Origin of the sequence: Noviherbaspirillum humi, assembly GCF_900188095.1 — a bacterium.
Taxonomy (GTDB): Bacteria; Pseudomonadota; Gammaproteobacteria; order Burkholderiales; family Burkholderiaceae_D; genus Noviherbaspirillum; species Noviherbaspirillum humi.
The window spans coordinates 55545-74171 of the sequence record NZ_FZOT01000008.1; the positions used below are offsets into that span (position 1 = coordinate 55545).

Sequence of the window (18627 nt, forward strand, 5' to 3'; positions counted from 1 at the left end):
TTATCGAACCTTTTTCACGCGCCAGGTGCTTTTTCAAGGCAGCTCTTCAACGATGTCGCAAGACACCAGGATGTTTTAGGTCACAATGCGTATTGAAAATGTTCCCTTGGTAGATATTCTTCGGTGAATTGGATGCCGCTGAAGAAAAGCATCATCCTCTTTTCGAACGATGCCGCTCTGGTACAGACCAGGCTTTCAATAATTAATTTCCGCTTTCTCTCTTTGCTTGCTCCGGGCGGATTTCCTCGATTTGCCTCGCCTCCTCCGCCTGAATCCCCGACTCCAGCCCAATATCATCCACCCCAATCGCATTCTCCTCGGTGCGCGCAGGCCGCGGACCCGCCTTGTCGGCCTTGGAGGGATTGGGGTTGCCTTGCAGATCGTTGTTCATGAACTTCTCCTGAATCGTTTCAACATCGGACGGGATTGATTGAATTCCGGCGCCGGCCTGAGCAGGGCCGGCTGCTGAGTCTGCGGCTGGCGCCGGAGCAGGCGCCAGCTGATCATGTCGCGCAGGAACCAGGCAAAGGAGACGATGCCGATTACCAGCAAGGCCCAGCTTTGCCAGCCGTGGCTGACGAACGTGACTGAGGTCGGCTGAGCGCTCCATGTCGCCAGCAGCGGCAGCAGCAAGGCGACGATGGCGCCGAAGTTGATCAGCAGGATGACGTGCAGCATCCGCTCGGAATGCGGCAGGCGGCGGGTTTCGTCTTCGAGCAGCGTATCGGTGGTGGTCACGCCGAATTCCGCCAGCAGCAGGCATGCGATGATCGCGACCGCCACGCCATGCCACTCGAACCAGCCGAGGCCGATGAACAGCAGCGCGAAGATCAGTTCCCGGCCTGCATGCAGCAGTTCCTCGGTGCGTGCCCAGCCTTGTCGAGGCAGGCGCGCCAGGTGCTCGTGGTTCCAGACCACGTCCAGGCCGCCGATGAATCCGTGAAAGATCAGCAGCCCCAGCACCACGGCAAGCGCCTGCTGGCCGTCGGCGACGTTCATTGGCCTGGCCTCCCTGAAGGCTTATTTGCCGAGGTTGGTGCCAGCGCTCTCCGGCTGCCCGCCGGCTGCACCGCCGCGGGAGCGCGGCATGGTGTGCCGCTTGCCGCCGTGATGGCGCTTGCCGTGGGTGTCCATGTCGCCCTGCGTCATGCCGGTCGTGCTGCTGGCGCTGCCGCCGCTGCTCTGCTGCTGCGATTGCAGATCGCGCGCGTGCCGCTCGACTTCGGCAATGCGCGACGGATCGGTGCTTTCGCGGATGCCGCTGGAGCTGTCCTGGGCGACGGCGGAACTGCCGATGGCGCACAGGGCGACGAAGACGACGGTGGTGAACCTATTCATGCTGCCTCCATGGAAAAAGAAACTCTGTCAGACTTCCCACATCACACACAGGCAGGCCGCACGGCGGCCGGTTGCATGCCCGGGCATGCGCCATGCCGGATAGACTTCCGCCGGCGGCGTGGGTTTCTTGTCATTCGCAAAATAGAATTGCCTGGCTGAAATGCTGTACCGTTCACAGAAAGGACCTCATGACTTTTTCCGCGGCGAAGACCGATTGCGTAGTGATAGGCGGCGGACCGGCCGGGCTGACCGCCGCCATCTATCTGGCCCGTTACGAGCGCGAGGTAAAGGTCTTCGATGCAGGCGACAGCCGCGCTGCCTGGATCCCGGTGTCGCACAACTATCCGGGTTTTCCGGAAGGCATCAGCGGCAAGGAACTGCTGGCGCGACTGCATGCGCAAGCCGGACGCTACGGCATCCGTGTGATCTCGACGGCGGTGCACCGCCTGCAGCGACTGCAAGATGGCGACTTTTTCGTCTACTACGGCGACGATGTCATCCGCGCCCGTACCGTCCTGCTCGGCACCGGGGCGATGGACAGGACGGTGGACTTTCCCGGCTTGCGGGAAGCGGTGCGGCGCGGCCTGATCCGCCATTGCCCGATCTGCGACGGCTACGAAGCGCGCAACAAGCGCGTCGGCCTGCTCGGCAGCGGTCCGCAGAACATTCGGGAAGCCATGTTCATTCGCCACTTCACCAGCGACCTCACCGTCATGAGCCTGGACCGGGAGATGCAGATCAGCGCGCAAGACCGGATGACGTTGAAGGAAAACGGCATCCGCATCATCGAGGAGCCGGTGTCGGAATTGATGATCGACGGCGACAAGATCGACGCCATCAAGATGCACGGCGGCGCGAGCTACCAGTTCGACAGCGTCTACGCCATGCTCGGCATTGACGTTCGTTCCGAGCTGGCACGCGAACTGGGCGCCGATTGCGACAAGGACGGAAACATCCGCGTCGATGATCACATGCACACCAGCGTGCCGGGTTTATATGCCGCCGGTGACGTGGTGAGCGGATTGAATCAGATCGCCGTCGCCACCGGGCAGGCGGCGATTGCGGCGACGGCGATTCATAACAGCTTGTAGGTGCGCTTTGCTTAAAGCATGCTTTTCAAATTCCTGGGCGCGCTCGAGCCGACAATCCTCGGATCACCCCTTGAACAGGGTCACTGTCGACTTAGGGCCTTTCCTTACGGCCTTGTCTTGAAAAATGTTGGATACGCCTTAACGAAGTCCTCCATACTAGAGAACAGCGCTTCGAGGTCGGGAGCAGTTTTCCATTCTCCAAGTGACATGCCGCGGGCTTGGGCGATCGTTCTTACAAAAGAGTCAGCTACAGCGGCTGATCCGCGACCGTTAGGGCAAGCATGAGCCAGCCACCAATGGATTTCAGCAAGATAGCGAAGCGAAGTGTCATTGTTAGGTGCCTTCAGTGCCGCATCCTTTAGTTCATCTATGTGACTAAAAATAAAACCAAACTCGTCGTCATAAGGACTACTAATAGCTAGCAAATCCAGTTTCCCGTTCTGCTTTTTGATGCTGCCGGAATAATGAGTTAATTCAATCTCTTTACCCTTTATCGTACCCGTCATGTAGGTGTCGAGTTTGCCGTCTTCCCAGTTCTTTCTATAAGGGAAAAGTTTGAATATACGACCCGCATAAGCCTTGTACGGAGGGTTATTAGCAATGTAGGTAATCGTTTGGGCCCATTTGGTCTCTCTATCATTCTGCCGGTCTATCCGAAAACGGCGAGCGGCCGCGTCACCCAAGCCTTTCGCCGCTTGATATCTCGCTTCGGTCAGCGCTCCCCAAAGTCGCGATGCATCGATATCGCCCGCTTTCACTAGCTTCGCTAGACGAACCGTCGCCGCATGCATGTACTGACTGAACACCTTGCCGTCTACTGGCTTATTGGTAAACCCTGGCACCTGATGAACACGCCCCGCCTCTCTTTCTGGGAGTGGACGAGGGGAATCTTTAGTAGTGACCTTCGGTCCGAAAGTGTCTTTTTTAGGTGGCTCGGCAGTGATCTGCTCCAGATTGCTTCTTGTTGTTGTCTGCAATGCTTGAGAAGTTGATTGACTGGAAGAAGGCTTGTTCTTCGTTGGATCAGGGGTCTTTGGCCTTGGCTTTAGCAATGCGCTGAACACCTTGGTCATGCCTATCGTCCCAGCCAGCAGGACCAACTGCCCCGCAACCCGCCTCAGCTTGCTGGCAGCCTGCTCCATCTCATAAACATTGTTGGTCTGCGTCGCTTGATGGACTTCGTAAAGCTCCGCCCCGAATTGCCTCGCTTGCTCGGCGCTCAATCCGATATTGATGAGCATGACGCTTATCCCCGCGCCACTGGCCTGCAATGCGGCCATGCCAAGCAGCATGGCTGCGGTTTGCGGCGTCAATAGCTGCCTGACCTGCGCCCCCACTTCTTTGCCAAGAGTGCGGCTGGCGGCCTGAGCCAGCCATTGATAGCGCTGCGCCAAATTCATCCGCCGCAATACAGGATAAGTTAACCCGTAGCGAGATTTATAAGCCTCGAACTTGGCTGACACAATTGGTTTTGTACTCGCCTCAATACGCCTTTCCTGCATTGCCTGTGCTTGGCCCGCTGTCAGCTTGGTCCAGCCACCATGTGCAATGATCTCCTCCATTCGCCTTCTTGCCGCCCCTAGATCAATTACCGCACGGCCTTTGGGATCCCGGATGAGCAACTGCTTGTCTCGCACACTGTCTCCCTGGTCGGGCCGGGACACTGGCCCTTCAGCGTAACCATCGGCATAAATGGCGACCGTGCGCCATTGGTTTCGGCTCGCGTCCCAGACTTGGCGTTCTCGCAACCGTGTTTCAATTCGACGACCATTGACTAGTACGGCGACCGGCTCCGATTCTCGGAGGTCTCGTGTCCTGTGCTGTTGGCGTTGGCCGCTTACCGTTGTTTTGCTGCTAGTACCTGACTTCGAAATCTGATGATTCTTTTTGTTATTTCCTGTCTGCTGGCTGCGGGAGGAGGATTGAGAGAACTGATCAAATGCGCCTGTCGGAAACCGTATTGAATCTTGTGAACCATCTGATTGGTGGACTCGGTTTGAGACTTTCAACGGAAAGGACATGGCAATCTCCCAAAAAAGCTGCACCTGTTCAGTACCTTCACGCCGGCGCGGGCCGGCATCTTTCGAGTCCTAAGGCTTGTGCACTTTCTATGCCATGTGCGCTTGCACAAGTATGCTTTGTCGCTGGTCCAAGTTCCTTGGACCTTTATTTCATAGGGCTTTCCTCTTCACATTAATTTATAACTGGGACTCAAGCTATAGTCATTAGCGGCGTCTCAATGCGACATCCTCGGGGTCGAGGAAGCGATCACCGAATTCGCGATCGACTGCGACAAGGACGGTAACATCCGCGTGGACGACCACATGCATACCAGCGTGCCGGGTTTATATGCTGCTGGTGACGTGGTGAGTGGACTGAACCAGATCGCCGTCGCCACCGGGCAGGCGGCGATTGCGGCGACGGCGATTCATAACAGCCTCCAGGCTTCCGTGATTAACCCCACAGTTGTCTACGCCGGCACTTCATTTACCTGATGACGGCGACTTGAAAAACGTCGGATATGCTTCAACGAATGTCTTCATGCCTGAAAAAATAGCTTCAAGGTCTGGGGCTGTTTTCCATTCTCCAAGCTTAATGCCGCGGGCCTGCGCAACAGTGCGAACAAATGCATCAGAAACAGCTGCTGAACCACGAAGATTAGGACAGGTTTGAGCCAACCACCAATGCATTTCAGCTAGATAACGAATGGCGATTGCATTTGTAGGTGCGCTCAGTGCTGCCTGCATGAGTTCATCGAGATGCTTTGCAATAAGGGAAACATCTTTTCCAGTCGGACTTTCTATTTCTAATGACTTAAGCGCCCCCGTTTTAGGATCCCTTCTCGCTTTGTAACTCGTCAACTCTACATTTTCATCATGAATTTTTCCGTACATTGTTCCGCGAAGCTCATTTTCTTTCCAAAAAGTCTCATCTGGAAATAGTTTGAATATTCGATCTGCGAAGGAATGGTACCGACGATTATTTAGAATCGTTGTTCGTGAAGTGCTGCCGACATACCACTCGTAATTGAACTTATCCGCTCCAAAATAATGCTCCCCTGGGAATTCGGGACCTCCTTGTATTACCTGATATCTTGCTTCAGTGAGAGCGCCCCAAAGCGTTTTGGCGTCAATTTTTCCAGCTTTCACGAGCGGCGCAAGTCGCACCGTTGCAATATGCATATATTGGCTGAACACCTTACCAATAGCAGGGTTCTTGGTGAATCCCGGAACTTGATGAACCCGCCCGGCGGCACTCTCTGAAAGCAGAGAAATGGGTGCCTGCTGCTCGACTGATGGCTGCTTCTTTTTCCCGATAATTGCCGATGCATTTGGCAATACTTTAAGCAACTTAGCCATGCCAGTCGGGCCTATTAAGATTAGCAACTGCCCGGCTACTTGCGTCAGTTTTACAGCAGCTTGGTCCATCTCATACACATTATTGCTCTGCGTCGCCTGATGCACTTCATACAGGTCTTGGCCAATTTGCTTTGCTTGGGTCGCGCCCAAACCAGTGTTGATGAGCAGAGCAGCAGTACCGGCACCGCTGGCCTGCAATGCAGCCAGACTAAGCAGCACGAACGCTGTTTGTGGTGTCAATAATTGCCGTACTTGGGCACCAACTTCATTGCCAAGTCCACGGGTTGCTGCTTTGCCCAACCATTGATAGCGCTGCGTTTGGTTCATGCGCTGCAATGCGGCTTCCGTCAACCCGTAGCGAGATTTATAGGCTTCAAACTTGGCTGGAACGATTGGCTTGGTCAGCACCTCAATACGCTTGGCCCTGACCGTCTGCGCTTGGTCGACAGTGAGTTTTGTCCAGCCGCCATGCGCAATGATCTGCTCCATCCGCCTTCTTGCGGCTTGAAGATCGATCACATTCTTGCCTTTGGCATCCCGAATCAGCAACTGCGTGTCACGAATGCTTTCTTTCCGGTTGGGGTTAGACGCTGACGCTTCAGCGTAGCCATCGGCGTAAATGCCAACCGTCCGCCATTGCCGGGCAGCCACATCCCATACCTGGTGCTCACGCAGTCTCGTCTCGATGAGACGGCCGTTTATTTCTACTTGAAGCGGTTCTGCTTCCCGGATATCGCGAGTCTTGCCCTGTCGCTGTTGGACGCTGTGCTTTGTATTGCGAATTGAATTCGTCGCCGAATTCTTGGAAACCGGTTTTGACTTACCTGTTCCCTGGCTTCTGGTTGCGGATTGAGAGAATTGATCAAACGCGCCTGATGGAAAGGAGAGTGAAGTTTGAGATCCGAATGACCGATCGGCTTGGTTAGCGACTTTGGATGGCGAAGGCATGATTTCTCCCAAGAGAACTAAATCTTTCCGCAAAAGAGGCGCATGTTGTCCCCTTCGGACAGGTCTTCTGTCTTGCACTATCTATGCCATTAGCGCTTCCACAACTATGCCGTGTTACCAAAATGCGCAATATTTCTGCTGCTTGACCACATGCAGCTCAGTTCCTAACGCGGGCTGATCACAAGAATTAAATCTTTATTAGTTTGCAGTTAGGAGAATACATCCTGATGATCGATGTGCGCTCCGAGCTTGCACGTGAGCTCGGCGCCGATTGCGATGAGAGTGGCAATATCCGCGTCGACGACCACGTGCATACCAGCGTGCCGGGTTTATATGCCGCCGGCGACGTGGTGAGCGGATTGAATCAGATCGCCGTGGCTACCGGGCAGGCGGCGATTGCCGCGACGGCAATTCATAACAGCTTGTAGAAACCCATTCACATTGGGCTTCTTTTCATTCACCGGGATGGCGATTCAATCTTCATTGCCCGCGAGGTGGGTTCTTTATATTTGATACGTTTTCGAAGAAGCCCGGATAGGCGGCAACGTAGTCGTCCATCCGCATGAATAGCGCTTCGAGATCTGGGGCGACCTTCCATTCACCGAGTTTCATGCCGCGCGCCAGGGCAATCGTACGGACGAAAGCTTCCGCTACGGCCGCCGACCCCCTTCCATTGGGACAGGCTTGAGCCAGCCACCAGTGAATCTGGGCCAGATAAGCAAGCGCGATAGTTTCATTTTTTTCTTGAAGCGCCGCCTTCGTCAACGTACCAACGTGCGCGAAGATCTTCTTTAAAACAATCGCGAGCGGGGACTTGATGACAAGTGCGGTCACTGACCCATTACGAAGATTAAAAGAGCCTTCATAACTTGTCAGCCTGATTTCTTCACGCCCGATTTTTCCAGTCATGTCCGCGCGGAGTTGTCCATCGGGCCAGGAGCGTGTATCGGGAAACAGTTTGAAAATCCGGTTGGCATAGGGGCGGTAACGCGAATCAGTGAGGATATTTGTGCTGGAGATGACCTGCATGTGTTCCGGCATATTCAACCGGTCAACATTGAAGTCTTCCGCTCCCTCACGCTTGATCCCTTTCTGTATTTCATATCTGGCTTTGGTGAGCGCGCCCCACAATTCCTCGACCTTGATGCGGCCCGCCTTCACTTCCTTCGCCAGCTTTACGGTTGCGCCATGCATGTACTGGCTGAATGCCTTGCCAATCTCCGGCGCTCTGGTGAAGCCTGGCACCTGGTGCACAAGACCGGCTTCTCTTTCTGATAGCGGTGCTATGGCGCGCGACCCCTGAGATGCACTTCTCGATGATGCGCTATTCGATGGAGGCCGCGATGTCTTGGGGTTGGATTCAACGTTTTTTCTAACCGCCGCTCCCTTAAGCGCTTGAAGCAATTTGGCTACACCCGCTGTGCCTGTCAGCAGAATAAACAGGCCGAACACTTGGGCCAGCTTGGCAGCCGCCTGGTCCAGGTCATACACGTTGTTCGACCCCATTGCCTGAGTTATTTCGTAGACTTTCTGCGCAATCTGCCTCGCTTGCTCGATATTGAGGCCAGTGTTGATCAACAGTGCGACAATGCCTGCGCCACTACCCTGCAAGGCAGCCACGCCCAGAAGCAAGCCAACGGCTTCCGGCGTCAATAACTGGCGTAGTTGGGTTCCAGCTTCCTTGCCTACATCGCGGCTGGCTGCCTGCGCAAGCCATCGATAGCGCTGAGCCATGTTCATGCCTTGCAATTGCGACTCGGTCAGGGGCAGGCGAGGCTTAAATTTCTGGAACTCAGTCGGTTTTACCGGACCTGTGACTACCTGCGCATGCCGCTCTTGTATGGTTTGTGCCTGCTCCGCAGTGAGCTTGGTCCATCCGCCATTGAGAATGATTTCCTGGATTCGCTTGCGAGCCGTTTCAGGATCGGTGAGCGGTTTTCCGGTCCCGTCCGTGATCAAAAGCCGCTTTTGGCGCACGCTGTCTTCTTGTCCATCCCGATTTGCGGGCCCTTCAACATAGCCGTCAGCAAAAATCGCTACAGTGCGCCAGCGCTTCGTGGACGCGTCCCAATTTTGCTGTTCCAGCAGCCATGTCTTTATCTGGCGGCTGCCGCGCTTAACGACGACTGGCTCCTCATGGCGAACTTCCTGCAGCGGTTTCTGCCCTCGGGCCAGCTGATCAATTGAATTGTTTTTATCGTGGATCGTGATCAGCGCTGCCGCCGGTTCTTGCACGAAATGAGCTTGACGTGATCCGGCCAATAAGCCAGAACGATCTGTGACAGTTAAAGGAAACGACATGGCACTCCCAAACAGGTTGTTTCCACGCGGTTCTGCAACTTTCCGCGCGGCTAATATTCACCCGTTTTCCGCGTGCACTCACTATGCCATGCCAGCATCTGAACTGAGGTTCAGTCGCTAAACCGCTTCGCTAAAGCTCGTCACCTGATGTTCGCAGGAGCGATAACTGTCTTTCTAAAAACTCAAAGAAGCGGCAGGTTGCTTTTCAGGACATCATCGCTGTTTCGGCGCTTTCTCATTCAGCGGATCATCCACCCAAGAGGTAGGCAGCGTATCCTCCGCAATGTCCGGTTTCTTGCCAGTCTCCACCGTATCGATGGTCCTGCTGTCCAGACCAGGCATGGGTTGCTTTTCGGTTTTGGCGCTATCAAGGTTGGCAGTGCCTTTTACCTTGTCGTTGGGCATGGCGGTTTCTCCTGAAAGCAAGTTACTATCGCCGCGTTCGGCAGCGATGACAGTGCAGCACGCACTGCCGCTAATCTTCAGGCAACAAACCCGCTCGCGGGTTCCTGAGAGACTTGCCCAAGCCTGTTCTCAAGGAGGAAGAAAGAATTCCTGAATGCGCTTCAGCCCGCCACCCGAAAGCAACGCTTGCCAGCGCGCTTCGCCTCATACATCGCCAGGTCTGCCCGCTTGAGCAGCGCGTCGGCGTCCGGGGCGTCGGCCGGCATTTGCGCGATGCCGATACTGAGTCCCAAGGCCCCGGCTTCCAGCCTGCCGAACGGCCGCGCGCCGGCGAAGGCGGCCAGCAGGCGCTGCGCCAAGTGCTCGATCTGCCCCAGCGTCGGGCCGCAGCAGATGATGACGAATTCATCGCCGCCCAGGCGCGCCAGGAAGTCGGCGCTACGAATTTGGGACTGTATCGTCCTGGCGGCCCACACCAGGGCGTCGTCGCCGGCTTCGTGGCCCAGGGTGTTGTTGATGTCGGAAAAGCCGTCGAGGTCGATGAACATCGCCGTCAGCGGTTCATGCGACCGAATGCTGCGGGCGATCGCCTTGCGCAGCCAATCCTGCAGATAGCGCCGGTTCGGCAGCCTCGTGAGCGGATCGTGGGTTGCCTCTTCCGCCAGCCGCTGCGCCGCCGTTTTCAGCAGGCGGCCGGCGCGGCTGCTGTATTGGAACGCCAGGCAGAACACGGCCAGGAGCAGGCTGATCCACGCCAGGAAGGCGGTCTTGGCGGATTGCACCGCGGCACTGGTGCGGGCATCGGCCTGTTCGCGCCGCTGTTGCTGCAGGGTGCTGAGTTCAAACACCACCGCTTCGATACCATCCTGCCGGGCCTGCGCCAGCAATTCCGGAGCGGTCCTGGCATCATCGCCCGAGTCGGCGCGCTGGCGGCCGATGGCGGCCAGGAGTTCCTGTTCCCGCCCGCGCGCCAAGGTCTGCAGGCGAGTCACCAGGGTCACGCCGGCCGCATCCTCGTCCGGGAACAGGGTTGCCAGCCAGGACAGATTCTTCCTCAGCTCCAGGCTTCCCTGGTGAAAAGGCGCGAGCCGGCTTTCGTTGCCGGTAGACAGATAGGCACCGGCGCCGTACTCCATCGTATGCACGTTGGCGAGCACGTTGAGCAGCGTGGCCGTCACTTGCGCGGTATTGCGGTGATCGTCATGCCGGTCGAGGATGCGGTTGGCCTGGGCGGTGAAGATGACGCAGGCGACGAAGCACAGAATGGCGCCGGCGGTCATCGCATAGCGACCAATGAATTCCAACCTCAGCACCTTCCTCATGCGGCTGTCCGCATCGCCATCCAGTTTGCCGGCCGCGCCGCGCAGCGCGATGTCTGTCATGCCTGTTTCCTAACGAATCGTTCAGTTTCAGCGCCGGCGCCAAGCAGGCTCGGCTGTTTCGAAGCCGCATGGCAGGTTGAATCCCATTGCCCGTCGACCGGCGCGCCCAACGATTAGGCCATTCCAGCAAGGAAAGGTTTCCTCGGGGATGGCGCGGGTCCGGATTTATTTGGCCTAGGCAGGCGCAAGCCACAACGAAAGGTGTTGACTGGCGGCGCCAGCAACCTTGATCGTGCCGGGATGGCAAGGATGATGCCGGAATGCGCATGTCATTCCGGCGCCTGCCCCTCACCAGGGGCTTGAGCAGGGAGCCTCGGTTCCCCAGTCAAGCCTGGGCCAGCGACCACTCGACGTCGGCGCCCGCCTGCCGGGCTGCCCGCATGAGTTCGAGCAGGGGAAAGGCGCGCGACGCGAAACTGACCGTGTCGCCGGCGTCGTGGTAATGGCTGACTGCGCCCCCGGTGACGACATCGCGCACCACCGCGCTGGTGATGCCGTGGTCCTTGCTGTCATCCACATGCTGCTGCAGACGGGGAATGGCTTCCTTCAGTTCCTGGCTGGTCAGCATGCCGCTGCGCGTTTCCTTGCCCAGCAGCGAGAGCACTTGCTGTGCATGTTGTTCGAGCATGACCACATCGGCGCCTGCCGAAGAATGGAAATTGACGAGCATGATCCCTCCATGGATGAAAACCCACCGGATCATGCTAGCAGCGCGGGGGCGCGCAGGCTTGACCGATGCCAGACCACGGCATCGCCGCGATCACACTACAATCGATGCCTTGGACATGACGACAGGCGGGCTCGATTGAAACGGAAACAGGCGAAGGCGGACAACGCCCCGGCGGCAGCCGGGATGGCTTTTCAGGCATTGCGGCACAAGGATTTCCGCGCCTACCTGGCCACCTACCTGCTGGCCATGATGGCGGACAACATCGAGCACGTCATCAGCTACTGGGTCGCGTTCCAGAAGTTTCACTCGGCCACCCTCGGCGGCGTGGCCGTGCTGGCGCACTGGCTGCCCTTCCTGCTGCTGTCGGTGCCGGTGGGCGGCCTGGCGGAACGCACCGACCCGCGCCGCGTGATCCAGGCCGGGATGGCGATCTTCATCGGGGTGTCGCTTGGCTGGGGCTTTTTCATCTGGACCGATACGCTGGAAATCTGGAAGGCGGTCGTGCTGCTGATCCTGCACGGTATTGCCGGGGTGCTGTGGCAAACCGCCAGCCAGATGCTGCTGTACGAGATCGTGCCGCCGGATGCGTTGCAGAGCGCCGTGCGCTCCAACGCGACGGCGCGTTATCTCGGCTTGATCGTCGGTCCGGCGGTCGGCGGCTTCCTGATGCAGTGGCTGGGACCGGTGCACGGCATATTCGCCAATGCGCTTTTCTACGTGCCCCTGGTGCTGTGGCTGCTCACCATCCCGCACGGCCGGGCGGCAGCCGACGCGCCGCGAAGAGCGGTTCGCGGCCTGAGAGACATCGTGCAGACCATTGCGGATATCCGCCATGACCGGCTGCTGGTCTCCATGATTCTGCTGGCCGGCGGCGGCTCCTTCTTCATCGGCAACAGCTACCAGGCGCAGATGCCGAACTTCGCCGCCGACCTCGGCCATGGCGACGTCAGCGCCACCTACAGCATGCTGCTCGCCGCCGATGCGGCTGGCGCCCTGTGCGCCGGCCTCTGGCTGGAAGCGCGCGGCCGCAGCGATACGGGAGCGCGCAAGGCCATCCTGCTGGCGGCCTGCTGGTGCCTGGCCCTGACGGGATTTGCGTTGGCGCCGTCCTATCCGGTGGCGCTGATCGCCCTCTTCGCCGCCGGCGTCTTCGAACTGTCCTTTTCCAGCATGGCGCAGTCGCTGGTGCAGGTGAACGCGGCGCCGCAGGCACGCGGCCGGGTAATCGGCCTGTTCAACATGTCGGCCCTGGGCATGCGCGCATTCAGCGGCATCACCGTCGGGCTGATGGGCAGCGTGGTCGGCGTGCACGCGTCGCTTGCGTGGTCCGCTTTGGCGATGCTGGTGTTCGCCGGGCTGCTGGCACGGTATGCGGGAGCGGCGCGGGACGCGCGAGCGCCCGGCTAGCAGTCATGGCGCGGCGAGCCCGCTGCGGCATGGCTGCTAGCCGGCGAGGCGCCGGCGCTTCCTTACTCCAGGGTGAGGTTCTTGCGCTGGATGAGGTTGGAGTAGATCCTTGCCTTCGCATCCGCGTTGCGGCGGATTTCTTCCGGCGTCCAGTTCAGGACTTCGAAGGCGAAGGTATTGAAGCGCTCCTTGATTTCGGGATCGGCCAGCACCTTCTGCACGTCGGCGTTGATTTTGGTCTTCAGATCGGCCGGCATGCCCTTGGGCGACACCAGCACCACGAAGGAATTCACATCCAGGTCGGCCGGGCCGCCCGACTCGGCGACCGTCGGCACGTTGGGCATCTGCGGGATGCGCTTGGGCGCGGCGACGGCGATGTAACGGATTTTGCCGGCCTTGAACACGCCCTGGCTGGAAGGAATGGAGGCGAATGCCCATTGCACGTCATTGCTGGCGACCGATCCGTAGAGCTGCGACACTTCGCGATAAGGCACATGCTGCATGGTGGTGCCGGTGGCCAGCTCCAGCGCCTCGCCGCCGAGATGGCCGGGGCTGCCGATGCCCCAGGAACCGTAGCTCATCCTGCCGGGCGCGGCCTTGGCGGCGGCCACGAGATCCTTCACCGACTTCAGCGAAGAATCGGTGGGCACCGAGATCAGGAACGGCGTGCGGAACAGGGTCGCGACCGGCTCGTAGACGTCCAGCGTCTGGAAATTGCGCGACTTGTAGAGATAAGGGACGGCAGCGAGATGCTCGCTGTCGAGCTGCAGCAGGGTGTAGCCGTCCGGCGCGGCGCGCTGGGTGGATTCGAAGGCGAGGAAGCCGCCGGCGCCCGGCTTGTTGTTGATGATGACCGGCTGCTTCCACATTTTCGACAGCCGGTCCGCCACCTGGCGCAGCACGGCGTCCGGCCCGCTGCCGACCGCAAACGGCGTGTAGATGTTGACCGGCTTCGAAGGATAACTGCCCTGCGCCGCCGCGCCGCCCGCTGCCATCAGCGCCAGCGCCATCACTGAAGCGTGGCCGAGACGCGCCGCGCGAAATAACGTTTTCTTCATCTCCTCATCCTTTCCTGTTGCGGTGTTTGTGCAACGACCCGTTCGTGCAGCGCCCGTGAAGCCGGGACTTCAGGACGCCGGCTTGATAACGGCTCAGATGGTAAGGTTGCCATCACATTGTGAACATACAATATTACTGATAAACGGTATTCGGAAAGCGGAATATTCATGCCGGGTGGCCTTGACTTCTGCACTTTTACCGTTCGCATCGGCTATGCCGGCCCGCCTCTCCAGACGCCGAACAGCCTTCCCAAGTAAGGTTGCCACGCTTGCCCTCCTCGGCAAGCGCGAACCTGATTACCACGGGCTGCCCCCCTGACATGTTCTGCCTGACCGGGTATACATGACATAGACATTTATGTTGATAAATATCAACAATTCTAATTTCCTCGAATAAACCCGCCTATTTGCCGTAGACACTTCTTGCAATATTGGCTTTAGGAAACTATGATTACTTTACTTCACGCAACTTTAGCGGCCGCCGAACCGTCCGCTGGAGACTTGCTGGCAGCCGGCTCAGGCCGTATGCCGTCCGAAAAGCGCTGCGCGAAGGATGCCGCTTCAGCCAGCTGCGTTTGGGCAGCTCACTTCCCTGATTCATCAAAAGGACTATTCGATGATCGTGACCCCTTCAATCAACTTCACCCAGCCCGGCCTCGCGCGCCTGCTGGATGGGATGGAGCCGCATGAACTGGATGAACTCGCCTTCGGCGTGATCGGCTTCGATGACGATACCGGCGTCAAGATCTACAACAGGACGGAGGCGACCCTGGCAGGCCTGTCGGTGAGCAACGTCCTCGGCCAGCGTTTCTTTACCAACGTCGCTCCATGCATGAACAACTTCATGGTGGCGCAGCGCTTCGAGGATGCGCACCGCCTGGGCCACGAACTGGACGCCACCATCGATTACGTGCTCACGCTGCGCATGCGGCCGACCAAGGTCAAGCTGCGCCTGCTTTCGCACCCTGGACTGGCTCTCAATTTCGTGCTGGTGGACCGGTCGCGTTGACGACATGCTAACCGACGCACTCGAAGCAGAGCACGAGGCGCTGCTGCAATTCCTCTACATGGCGCCGGTCGGCCTGGTCAAGGCCAGCCTGGACGGCGAGGTTCACATGATGAACCCGTTATCGGCGCAGCTGCTGATGCCACTGGCCGCCGACAGCGATCTGTCCAACCTCTTCGACGCGCTGGCGACGGTTGCACCCGACCTGCGCCATCGCTGTGCCAGTTTCCCGTCGAAGTTCGGCACGATCTGCGATGCACTGCGCGTGCAGGTAAGCGCCGGCATACCGGGCAAGCGGGATGCGCAATACCTTTCCATCACCATCCTCAAGCTCGACGGCGAACGGCTGATGGCCGTGCTGAGCGATGTCAGCGTGCAGGTGAAGCAGGAGCGGCTGCTGGAGAAGAACCGGGCCTGGTTCAACGCCATCTTTTCCGGCATCCAGGATTATGCGCTGGTCGGCCTCGACAGCCAGGGCCGCATCGAAGATTCCAACGACAGCATCACCCGCCTGACCGGCCTGACGCCGGAGCAGGTCGAGGGCACTTCCTATGCGCTGTTCTATCCGCCGGATGCCATCACGCCGGAACGCATGCTGGACCGGCTGCATGAAGCGGACGAGGCCGGCTGGAATTTGCATGAAGGGTATTGCGTGCGGGCCGACGGCAGCCGCTTCTGGGCCAGCAGCCTGATCGTGCCGCTGCAATATCGGACGGAGCTGGGCTTGCCGGCGCAGGCGGGCAGCCTGGTCTGCGACGAGGCGTCTTACTGCCTGGTGATACGCAACATCAACGACCGCAAGGATGCGGCCGAGTCCCAGCATCGGGAGGCGTTGTGCGATCACCTGACCGGCATCGCCAACCGGCGCGCCTTCTTCGAGGCCGCCGAACTCGAATTGGCGAGGGTGCGACGCATGCCGCGGCCGACCTCGGTGGCGGTGTTCGATGCCGATCACTTCAAGCGCATCAACGACGGCTACGGCCACGCCGCCGGAGACGCCGTCCTGTTCGATCTCGCCGAGAAGCTGAGGAAATGCTTCCGCCAGATCGACGTGCCGGCGCGCATCGGCGGGGAGGAGTTCGCCGTATTGCTGCCGTCGACCGACCTGGAGGCTGCGCAGGTCGCGGCCGAGCGCTTCCGCGCCATGGTCGAGCACGCCACCGTCAGTTTCAACGGCATGGAGATTCCCTACACCATCAGCGGCGGCATCGCCTGCCTGAGCGATGAAATTTCGGGGCTCGGCGAATTGCTCGGCCAAGCCGACCAGGCGCTTTACCGGGCCAAGCAGGCCGGCCGAAACCGGATCTGCAGCTGGCATGAACTGGCCAGCACAGCCTGAGGCGAGCGCCATGGAAGTCCGAGAGACGGATGCCTACGAAGGCTTGATCGAATTCCTGTACCGGGTGCCCATCGCCCTGGCGCAGCTGTCGGCCAGCGGCGGCATCGAAATGCTGAATCCGAAATGCGCCCAGCTGCTGATGCCCATCGCCGGGGGCCAGATGGAGAACATGTTCGACGTGCTGGCAGGCGTCGCGCCGGAGCTGCGCCGCATGGCGCTGGAGTTCGGCGCGCCGAGCGGCACCGTATGCGACGCAATGCGGGTGCATCTGCCGGCCGGCAGCCTCGCCCCCGACGTGCCGGCCATCCTGGCGCTCACGCTGGTCAAGCTGGATCCGGAGCGCTTCATGATGGCGCTCCAGGACGTGACCCGCGAAGCCGAGCGCGAACAGCAGCAGCTGGCGCAGGAACTGCGGCAGGCGGCGCATATCGACAGCCTGACGCACATTCCGAACCGCCTGGCGGTGCGCGAGAAGCTGCAGGAAATCGTCAACCGGGTGCCGTACTTCGCCTCCAGGAGCTGCGCGGTGCTGTTCATGAACTGCGACCGCTTCCGGCAGATCAATGACGCCTTCGGCAACGGGGTCGGCGATCAGGTGCTGCAGCAGATCGCCGATCGATTGCGCCTGACGCTGCGGCACTATGACGTGGTCGGCCTGTCGAGCCAGCCGATGCCGATGACGGCGCGCTTCGGCAGCGATGAATTCGTCGTCATCCTGGACGGCATCCGCCGCATCGAGGACATCACCAGCGTCGCCGCCCGGGTCATGCGCGAGCTGCAGGCGCCGCACCAGGTGGGGCAGCACCAGATCATCTGCCCGGTCAGCATGGGCATCGCTACCTGCGGCGATGGCCCGTCGGATGCGGATATCCTGCTGCAGGACGCCAATATCGCCATGGCCGAGGCCAAGCGCGCGGGCGGCGCCCGCTTCTGCCTGTTCGAGCCCGAGATGAGGGAACGCGCGGTGCGGCGCGGCGGCATCGAGGCGGAGCTGCGGCGCGCGCTCCAGGAAGAACAGCTGTTCGTGGTCTACCAGCCGGTGGTCGGGTTCGCTTCCCGCAGCGACATCGATCACGGCGCCGGCGTCGAAGCGCTGGTGCGCTGGCGCCATCCGCAGCGCGGCCTGGTCTCGCCGGTGGATTTCATCGGCGTGGCGGAAGAATCCGGCCTCATCGGCGCGATCGGCGATTTCGTGCTGCGCACCGCCTGCCGCGACTTCATGCAATGGCAGCGCCTGCTCGGCCCCGCTGCCCCGCGTTCCCTGGCGGTCAACCTGTCGCGGGCGCAGCTGTCGGACCCTGACATGGGGTTGCGGTTCATGGAAATTCTGCGTTCGACGGAGATGCCGCCCTCCGCGCTGCAGCTGGAAGTCACCGAAAGCCTGGCAGCCCAGGACGAAACGATGCTTGAACGCCTTCGGGAGCTGCGCGCCAACGGCATCCGGCTGGCGCTGGACGACTTCGGCACCGGCTACTCTTCGCTGTCGTGCCTGCACCTGCTCCCGGTCGAGACGGTGAAGATCGACCGCTCCTTCGTCAGCCAGGTCGACACCAGCAGCCATCATCGGGTGCTGATCGACGCCACGGTGCGGGTGGCGCACAGCCTGAACATGATCACGGTTGCCGAAGGCATCGAGACCGAGGCCCAGGCCGAGGCGGTGCAGGAGCTGGCCTGCGACAAGGGCCAGGGCTACCTGTTCAGCCGGCCGCTGCCGGCGGAAGAACTGCTCGCCTGGCTGCTGGCTCGCGGTTATGGAAAATCCATATAGATGGTATTTTCAATCGCAATTGGAAGTTATATCCTCGCCTGTGGATAATGCTTCCGTCTCCTCTGATTCTCTTGAATTGGATTCAGCCCGCAGCCGCAAGGCCGCGGGCTTTTTTTTGGCTTTTTGACCAGGCGCTGCAGGCCCTGCGCACGCCGCCCGACTATTCACCTGGCGCCAAGTTGTGGAACAATGTGGCGGTTTCCTTAAGCGACATCGTCATCCGGCAGCATCATGGCAAAACAGATTCCGCAGATATCGGCGCAGACCGTCGCCCGCTTGCGCCGGTTCGGCGAACGCATCAGGCTGGCACGCGTGCGGCGCAAGCTCGCCGCCAAGGAAGTGGCTGAAGAAGCGGGCATCTCGGTCGCCACGCTGCGCAATATCGAACTGGGCGACCCCCGCATCGACATGGCCTGCTATGCCGCCCTGCTGCAGACACTGGATTTCCAGGACGACCTCGACCGGCTGGCAGCCAACGACCCGATGGGCACCCAGCTTTCCCTCATCCCCGAAGACGACACCGATCCTGTGACGGGCTGATTCCTCCAAACAGGA

At 59.6% G+C, this 18627-nt stretch carries 18 protein-coding genes; 8 read left to right on the forward strand and 10 right to left on the reverse strand.

Features of this window, described 5'->3' with window-relative positions; all coding sequences use genetic code 11:
• Positions 1–202: 202 nt before the first annotated feature.
• From CHB88_RS13320 to CHB88_RS13330, 3 genes are read right to left on the reverse strand one after another with little or no spacing between them, the layout of a single operon-like run.
• Entirely contained in the window at positions 203–391 is a 189-nt protein-coding gene (locus tag CHB88_RS13320) for a hypothetical protein (RefSeq protein WP_089399825.1), read from the reverse strand.
• Positions 388–999 (reverse strand): hypothetical protein, encoded by a 612-nt coding sequence (locus tag CHB88_RS13325; RefSeq protein WP_089399826.1) that lies wholly within the window; start codon positions 997–999, stop codon positions 388–390. Before CHB88_RS13325 ends, CHB88_RS13320 begins: the two co-directional genes overlap by 4 nt.
• Positions 1000–1020: 21 nt before the next feature.
• A complete protein-coding gene (locus CHB88_RS13330) occupies positions 1021–1338 on the reverse strand; it encodes a hypothetical protein (protein WP_089399827.1) in 318 nt (105 codons plus the stop codon).
• A gap of 188 nt (positions 1339–1526) precedes the next feature.
• Here CHB88_RS13330 and CHB88_RS13335 point away from each other — a divergent pair, with 188 nt between their 5' ends.
• Positions 1527–2429: an NAD(P)/FAD-dependent oxidoreductase gene (locus CHB88_RS13335; RefSeq protein ID WP_089399828.1), complete on the forward strand. Its 903-nt coding sequence runs from the start codon at positions 1527–1529 to the stop codon at positions 2427–2429.
• Positions 2430–2533: 104 nt separating this feature from the next.
• On the opposite strand, the gene CHB88_RS13340 is transcribed toward CHB88_RS13335, so the two are convergent.
• Positions 2534–4450: a hypothetical protein gene (locus tag CHB88_RS13340; RefSeq protein ID WP_143131266.1), complete on the reverse strand. Its 1917-nt coding sequence runs from the start codon at positions 4448–4450 to the stop codon at positions 2534–2536.
• A gap of 261 nt (positions 4451–4711) precedes the next feature.
• Between CHB88_RS13340 and CHB88_RS13345 the strand changes: the two genes are divergently transcribed.
• Positions 4712–4924, forward strand: coding sequence for an FAD-dependent oxidoreductase (locus tag CHB88_RS13345; RefSeq protein ID WP_281255021.1), 213 nt, complete (start codon positions 4712–4714; stop codon positions 4922–4924).
• On the opposite strand, the gene CHB88_RS13350 is transcribed toward CHB88_RS13345, so the two are convergent.
• Positions 4913–6736: a hypothetical protein gene (locus tag CHB88_RS13350; protein WP_089399831.1), complete on the reverse strand. Its 1824-nt coding sequence runs from the start codon at positions 6734–6736 to the stop codon at positions 4913–4915. The two genes, CHB88_RS13345 and CHB88_RS13350, sit on opposite strands and share 12 nt — an antisense overlap.
• A gap of 227 nt (positions 6737–6963) precedes the next feature.
• Here CHB88_RS13350 and CHB88_RS25620 point away from each other — a divergent pair, with 227 nt between their 5' ends.
• The gene (locus CHB88_RS25620; protein WP_089399832.1) at positions 6964–7164 is read left to right on the forward strand and encodes an FAD-dependent oxidoreductase; all 201 of its coding nucleotides are present in this window, start codon (positions 6964–6966) and stop codon (positions 7162–7164) included.
• Between the two features lie 52 nt (positions 7165–7216).
• On the opposite strand, the gene CHB88_RS13360 is transcribed toward CHB88_RS25620, so the two are convergent.
• From CHB88_RS13360 to CHB88_RS13375, 4 genes are all read right to left on the reverse strand, one after another.
• The gene (locus CHB88_RS13360; protein WP_089399833.1) at positions 7217–9037 is read right to left on the reverse strand and encodes a hypothetical protein; all 1821 of its coding nucleotides are present in this window, start codon (positions 9035–9037) and stop codon (positions 7217–7219) included.
• Positions 9038–9250: 213 nt separating this feature from the next.
• Positions 9251–9442: a hypothetical protein gene (locus CHB88_RS13365; RefSeq protein WP_089399834.1), complete on the reverse strand. Its 192-nt coding sequence runs from the start codon at positions 9440–9442 to the stop codon at positions 9251–9253.
• 161 nt (positions 9443–9603) lie between these two features.
• The gene (locus tag CHB88_RS13370; RefSeq protein WP_089399835.1) at positions 9604–10824 is read right to left on the reverse strand and encodes a diguanylate cyclase domain-containing protein; all 1221 of its coding nucleotides are present in this window, start codon (positions 10822–10824) and stop codon (positions 9604–9606) included.
• Between the two features lie 325 nt (positions 10825–11149).
• Entirely contained in the window at positions 11150–11494 is a 345-nt protein-coding gene (locus CHB88_RS13375) for a DUF1840 domain-containing protein (protein ID WP_176442460.1), read from the reverse strand.
• Between the two features lie 135 nt (positions 11495–11629).
• Here CHB88_RS13375 and CHB88_RS13380 point away from each other — a divergent pair, with 135 nt between their 5' ends.
• Positions 11630–12901, forward strand: coding sequence for an MFS transporter (locus tag CHB88_RS13380; protein ID WP_217900162.1), 1272 nt, complete (start codon positions 11630–11632; stop codon positions 12899–12901).
• A gap of 62 nt (positions 12902–12963) precedes the next feature.
• On the opposite strand, the gene CHB88_RS13385 is transcribed toward CHB88_RS13380, so the two are convergent.
• The gene (locus CHB88_RS13385) at positions 12964–13959 is read right to left on the reverse strand and encodes a Bug family tripartite tricarboxylate transporter substrate binding protein (protein ID WP_089399838.1); all 996 of its coding nucleotides are present in this window, start codon (positions 13957–13959) and stop codon (positions 12964–12966) included.
• 616 nt (positions 13960–14575) lie between these two features.
• Between CHB88_RS13385 and CHB88_RS13390 the strand changes: the two genes are divergently transcribed.
• The 4 genes from CHB88_RS13390 to CHB88_RS13405 all read left to right on the forward strand — a co-directional run bounded on the left by CHB88_RS13390 (position 14576) and on the right by CHB88_RS13405 (position 18612).
• Entirely contained in the window at positions 14576–14968 is a 393-nt protein-coding gene (locus CHB88_RS13390) for a phosphonate transporter (protein WP_089399839.1), read from the forward strand.
• A 4-nt stretch (positions 14969–14972) separates the two neighbouring features.
• Positions 14973–16304 carry a sensor domain-containing diguanylate cyclase gene (locus CHB88_RS13395; protein WP_089399840.1) on the forward strand — a complete coding sequence of 444 codons (1332 nt, stop codon included), beginning with the start codon at positions 14973–14975 and terminating at the stop codon, positions 16302–16304.
• A 10-nt stretch (positions 16305–16314) separates the two neighbouring features.
• Positions 16315–18072: a putative bifunctional diguanylate cyclase/phosphodiesterase gene (locus CHB88_RS13400; RefSeq protein WP_089399841.1), complete on the forward strand. Its 1758-nt coding sequence runs from the start codon at positions 16315–16317 to the stop codon at positions 18070–18072.
• 231 nt (positions 18073–18303) lie between these two features.
• Positions 18304–18612 carry a helix-turn-helix domain-containing protein gene (locus CHB88_RS13405; protein ID WP_089399842.1) on the forward strand — a complete coding sequence of 103 codons (309 nt, stop codon included), beginning with the start codon at positions 18304–18306 and terminating at the stop codon, positions 18610–18612.
• The last annotated feature ends 15 nt before the right edge of the window (positions 18613–18627 follow it).

Coding starts and splice junctions, on each gene's coding strand:
- CHB88_RS13320 (WP_089399825.1), bottom strand. CDS start 391: ATGAACAACGATCTGCAAGGCAACCCCAATCCCTCCAAGGCCGACAAG.
- CHB88_RS13325 (WP_089399826.1), bottom strand. CDS start 999: ATGAACGTCGCCGACGGCCAGCAGGCGCTTGCCGTGGTGCTGGGGCTG.
- CHB88_RS13330 (WP_089399827.1), bottom strand. CDS start 1,338: ATGAATAGGTTCACCACCGTCGTCTTCGTCGCCCTGTGCGCCATCGGC.
- CHB88_RS13335 (WP_089399828.1), top strand. CDS start 1,527: ATGACTTTTTCCGCGGCGAAGACCGATTGCGTAGTGATAGGCGGCGGA.
- CHB88_RS13340 (WP_143131266.1), bottom strand. CDS start 4,450: ATGTCCTTTCCGTTGAAAGTCTCAAACCGAGTCCACCAATCAGATGGT.
- CHB88_RS13350 (WP_089399831.1), bottom strand. CDS start 6,736: ATGCCTTCGCCATCCAAAGTCGCTAACCAAGCCGATCGGTCATTCGGA.
- CHB88_RS25620 (WP_089399832.1), top strand. CDS start 6,964: ATGATCGATGTGCGCTCCGAGCTTGCACGTGAGCTCGGCGCCGATTGC.
- CHB88_RS13360 (WP_089399833.1), bottom strand. CDS start 9,037: ATGTCGTTTCCTTTAACTGTCACAGATCGTTCTGGCTTATTGGCCGGA.
- CHB88_RS13365 (WP_089399834.1), bottom strand. CDS start 9,442: ATGCCCAACGACAAGGTAAAAGGCACTGCCAACCTTGATAGCGCCAAA.
- CHB88_RS13370 (WP_089399835.1), bottom strand. CDS start 10,824: ATGACAGACATCGCGCTGCGCGGCGCGGCCGGCAAACTGGATGGCGAT.
- CHB88_RS13375 (WP_176442460.1), bottom strand. CDS start 11,494: ATGCTCGTCAATTTCCATTCTTCGGCAGGCGCCGATGTGGTCATGCTC.
- CHB88_RS13385 (WP_089399838.1), bottom strand. CDS start 13,959: ATGAAGAAAACGTTATTTCGCGCGGCGCGTCTCGGCCACGCTTCAGTG.
- CHB88_RS13390 (WP_089399839.1), top strand. CDS start 14,576: ATGATCGTGACCCCTTCAATCAACTTCACCCAGCCCGGCCTCGCGCGC.
- CHB88_RS13395 (WP_089399840.1), top strand. CDS start 14,973: ATGCTAACCGACGCACTCGAAGCAGAGCACGAGGCGCTGCTGCAATTC.
- CHB88_RS13400 (WP_089399841.1), top strand. CDS start 16,315: ATGGAAGTCCGAGAGACGGATGCCTACGAAGGCTTGATCGAATTCCTG.
- CHB88_RS13405 (WP_089399842.1), top strand. CDS start 18,304: ATGGCAAAACAGATTCCGCAGATATCGGCGCAGACCGTCGCCCGCTTG.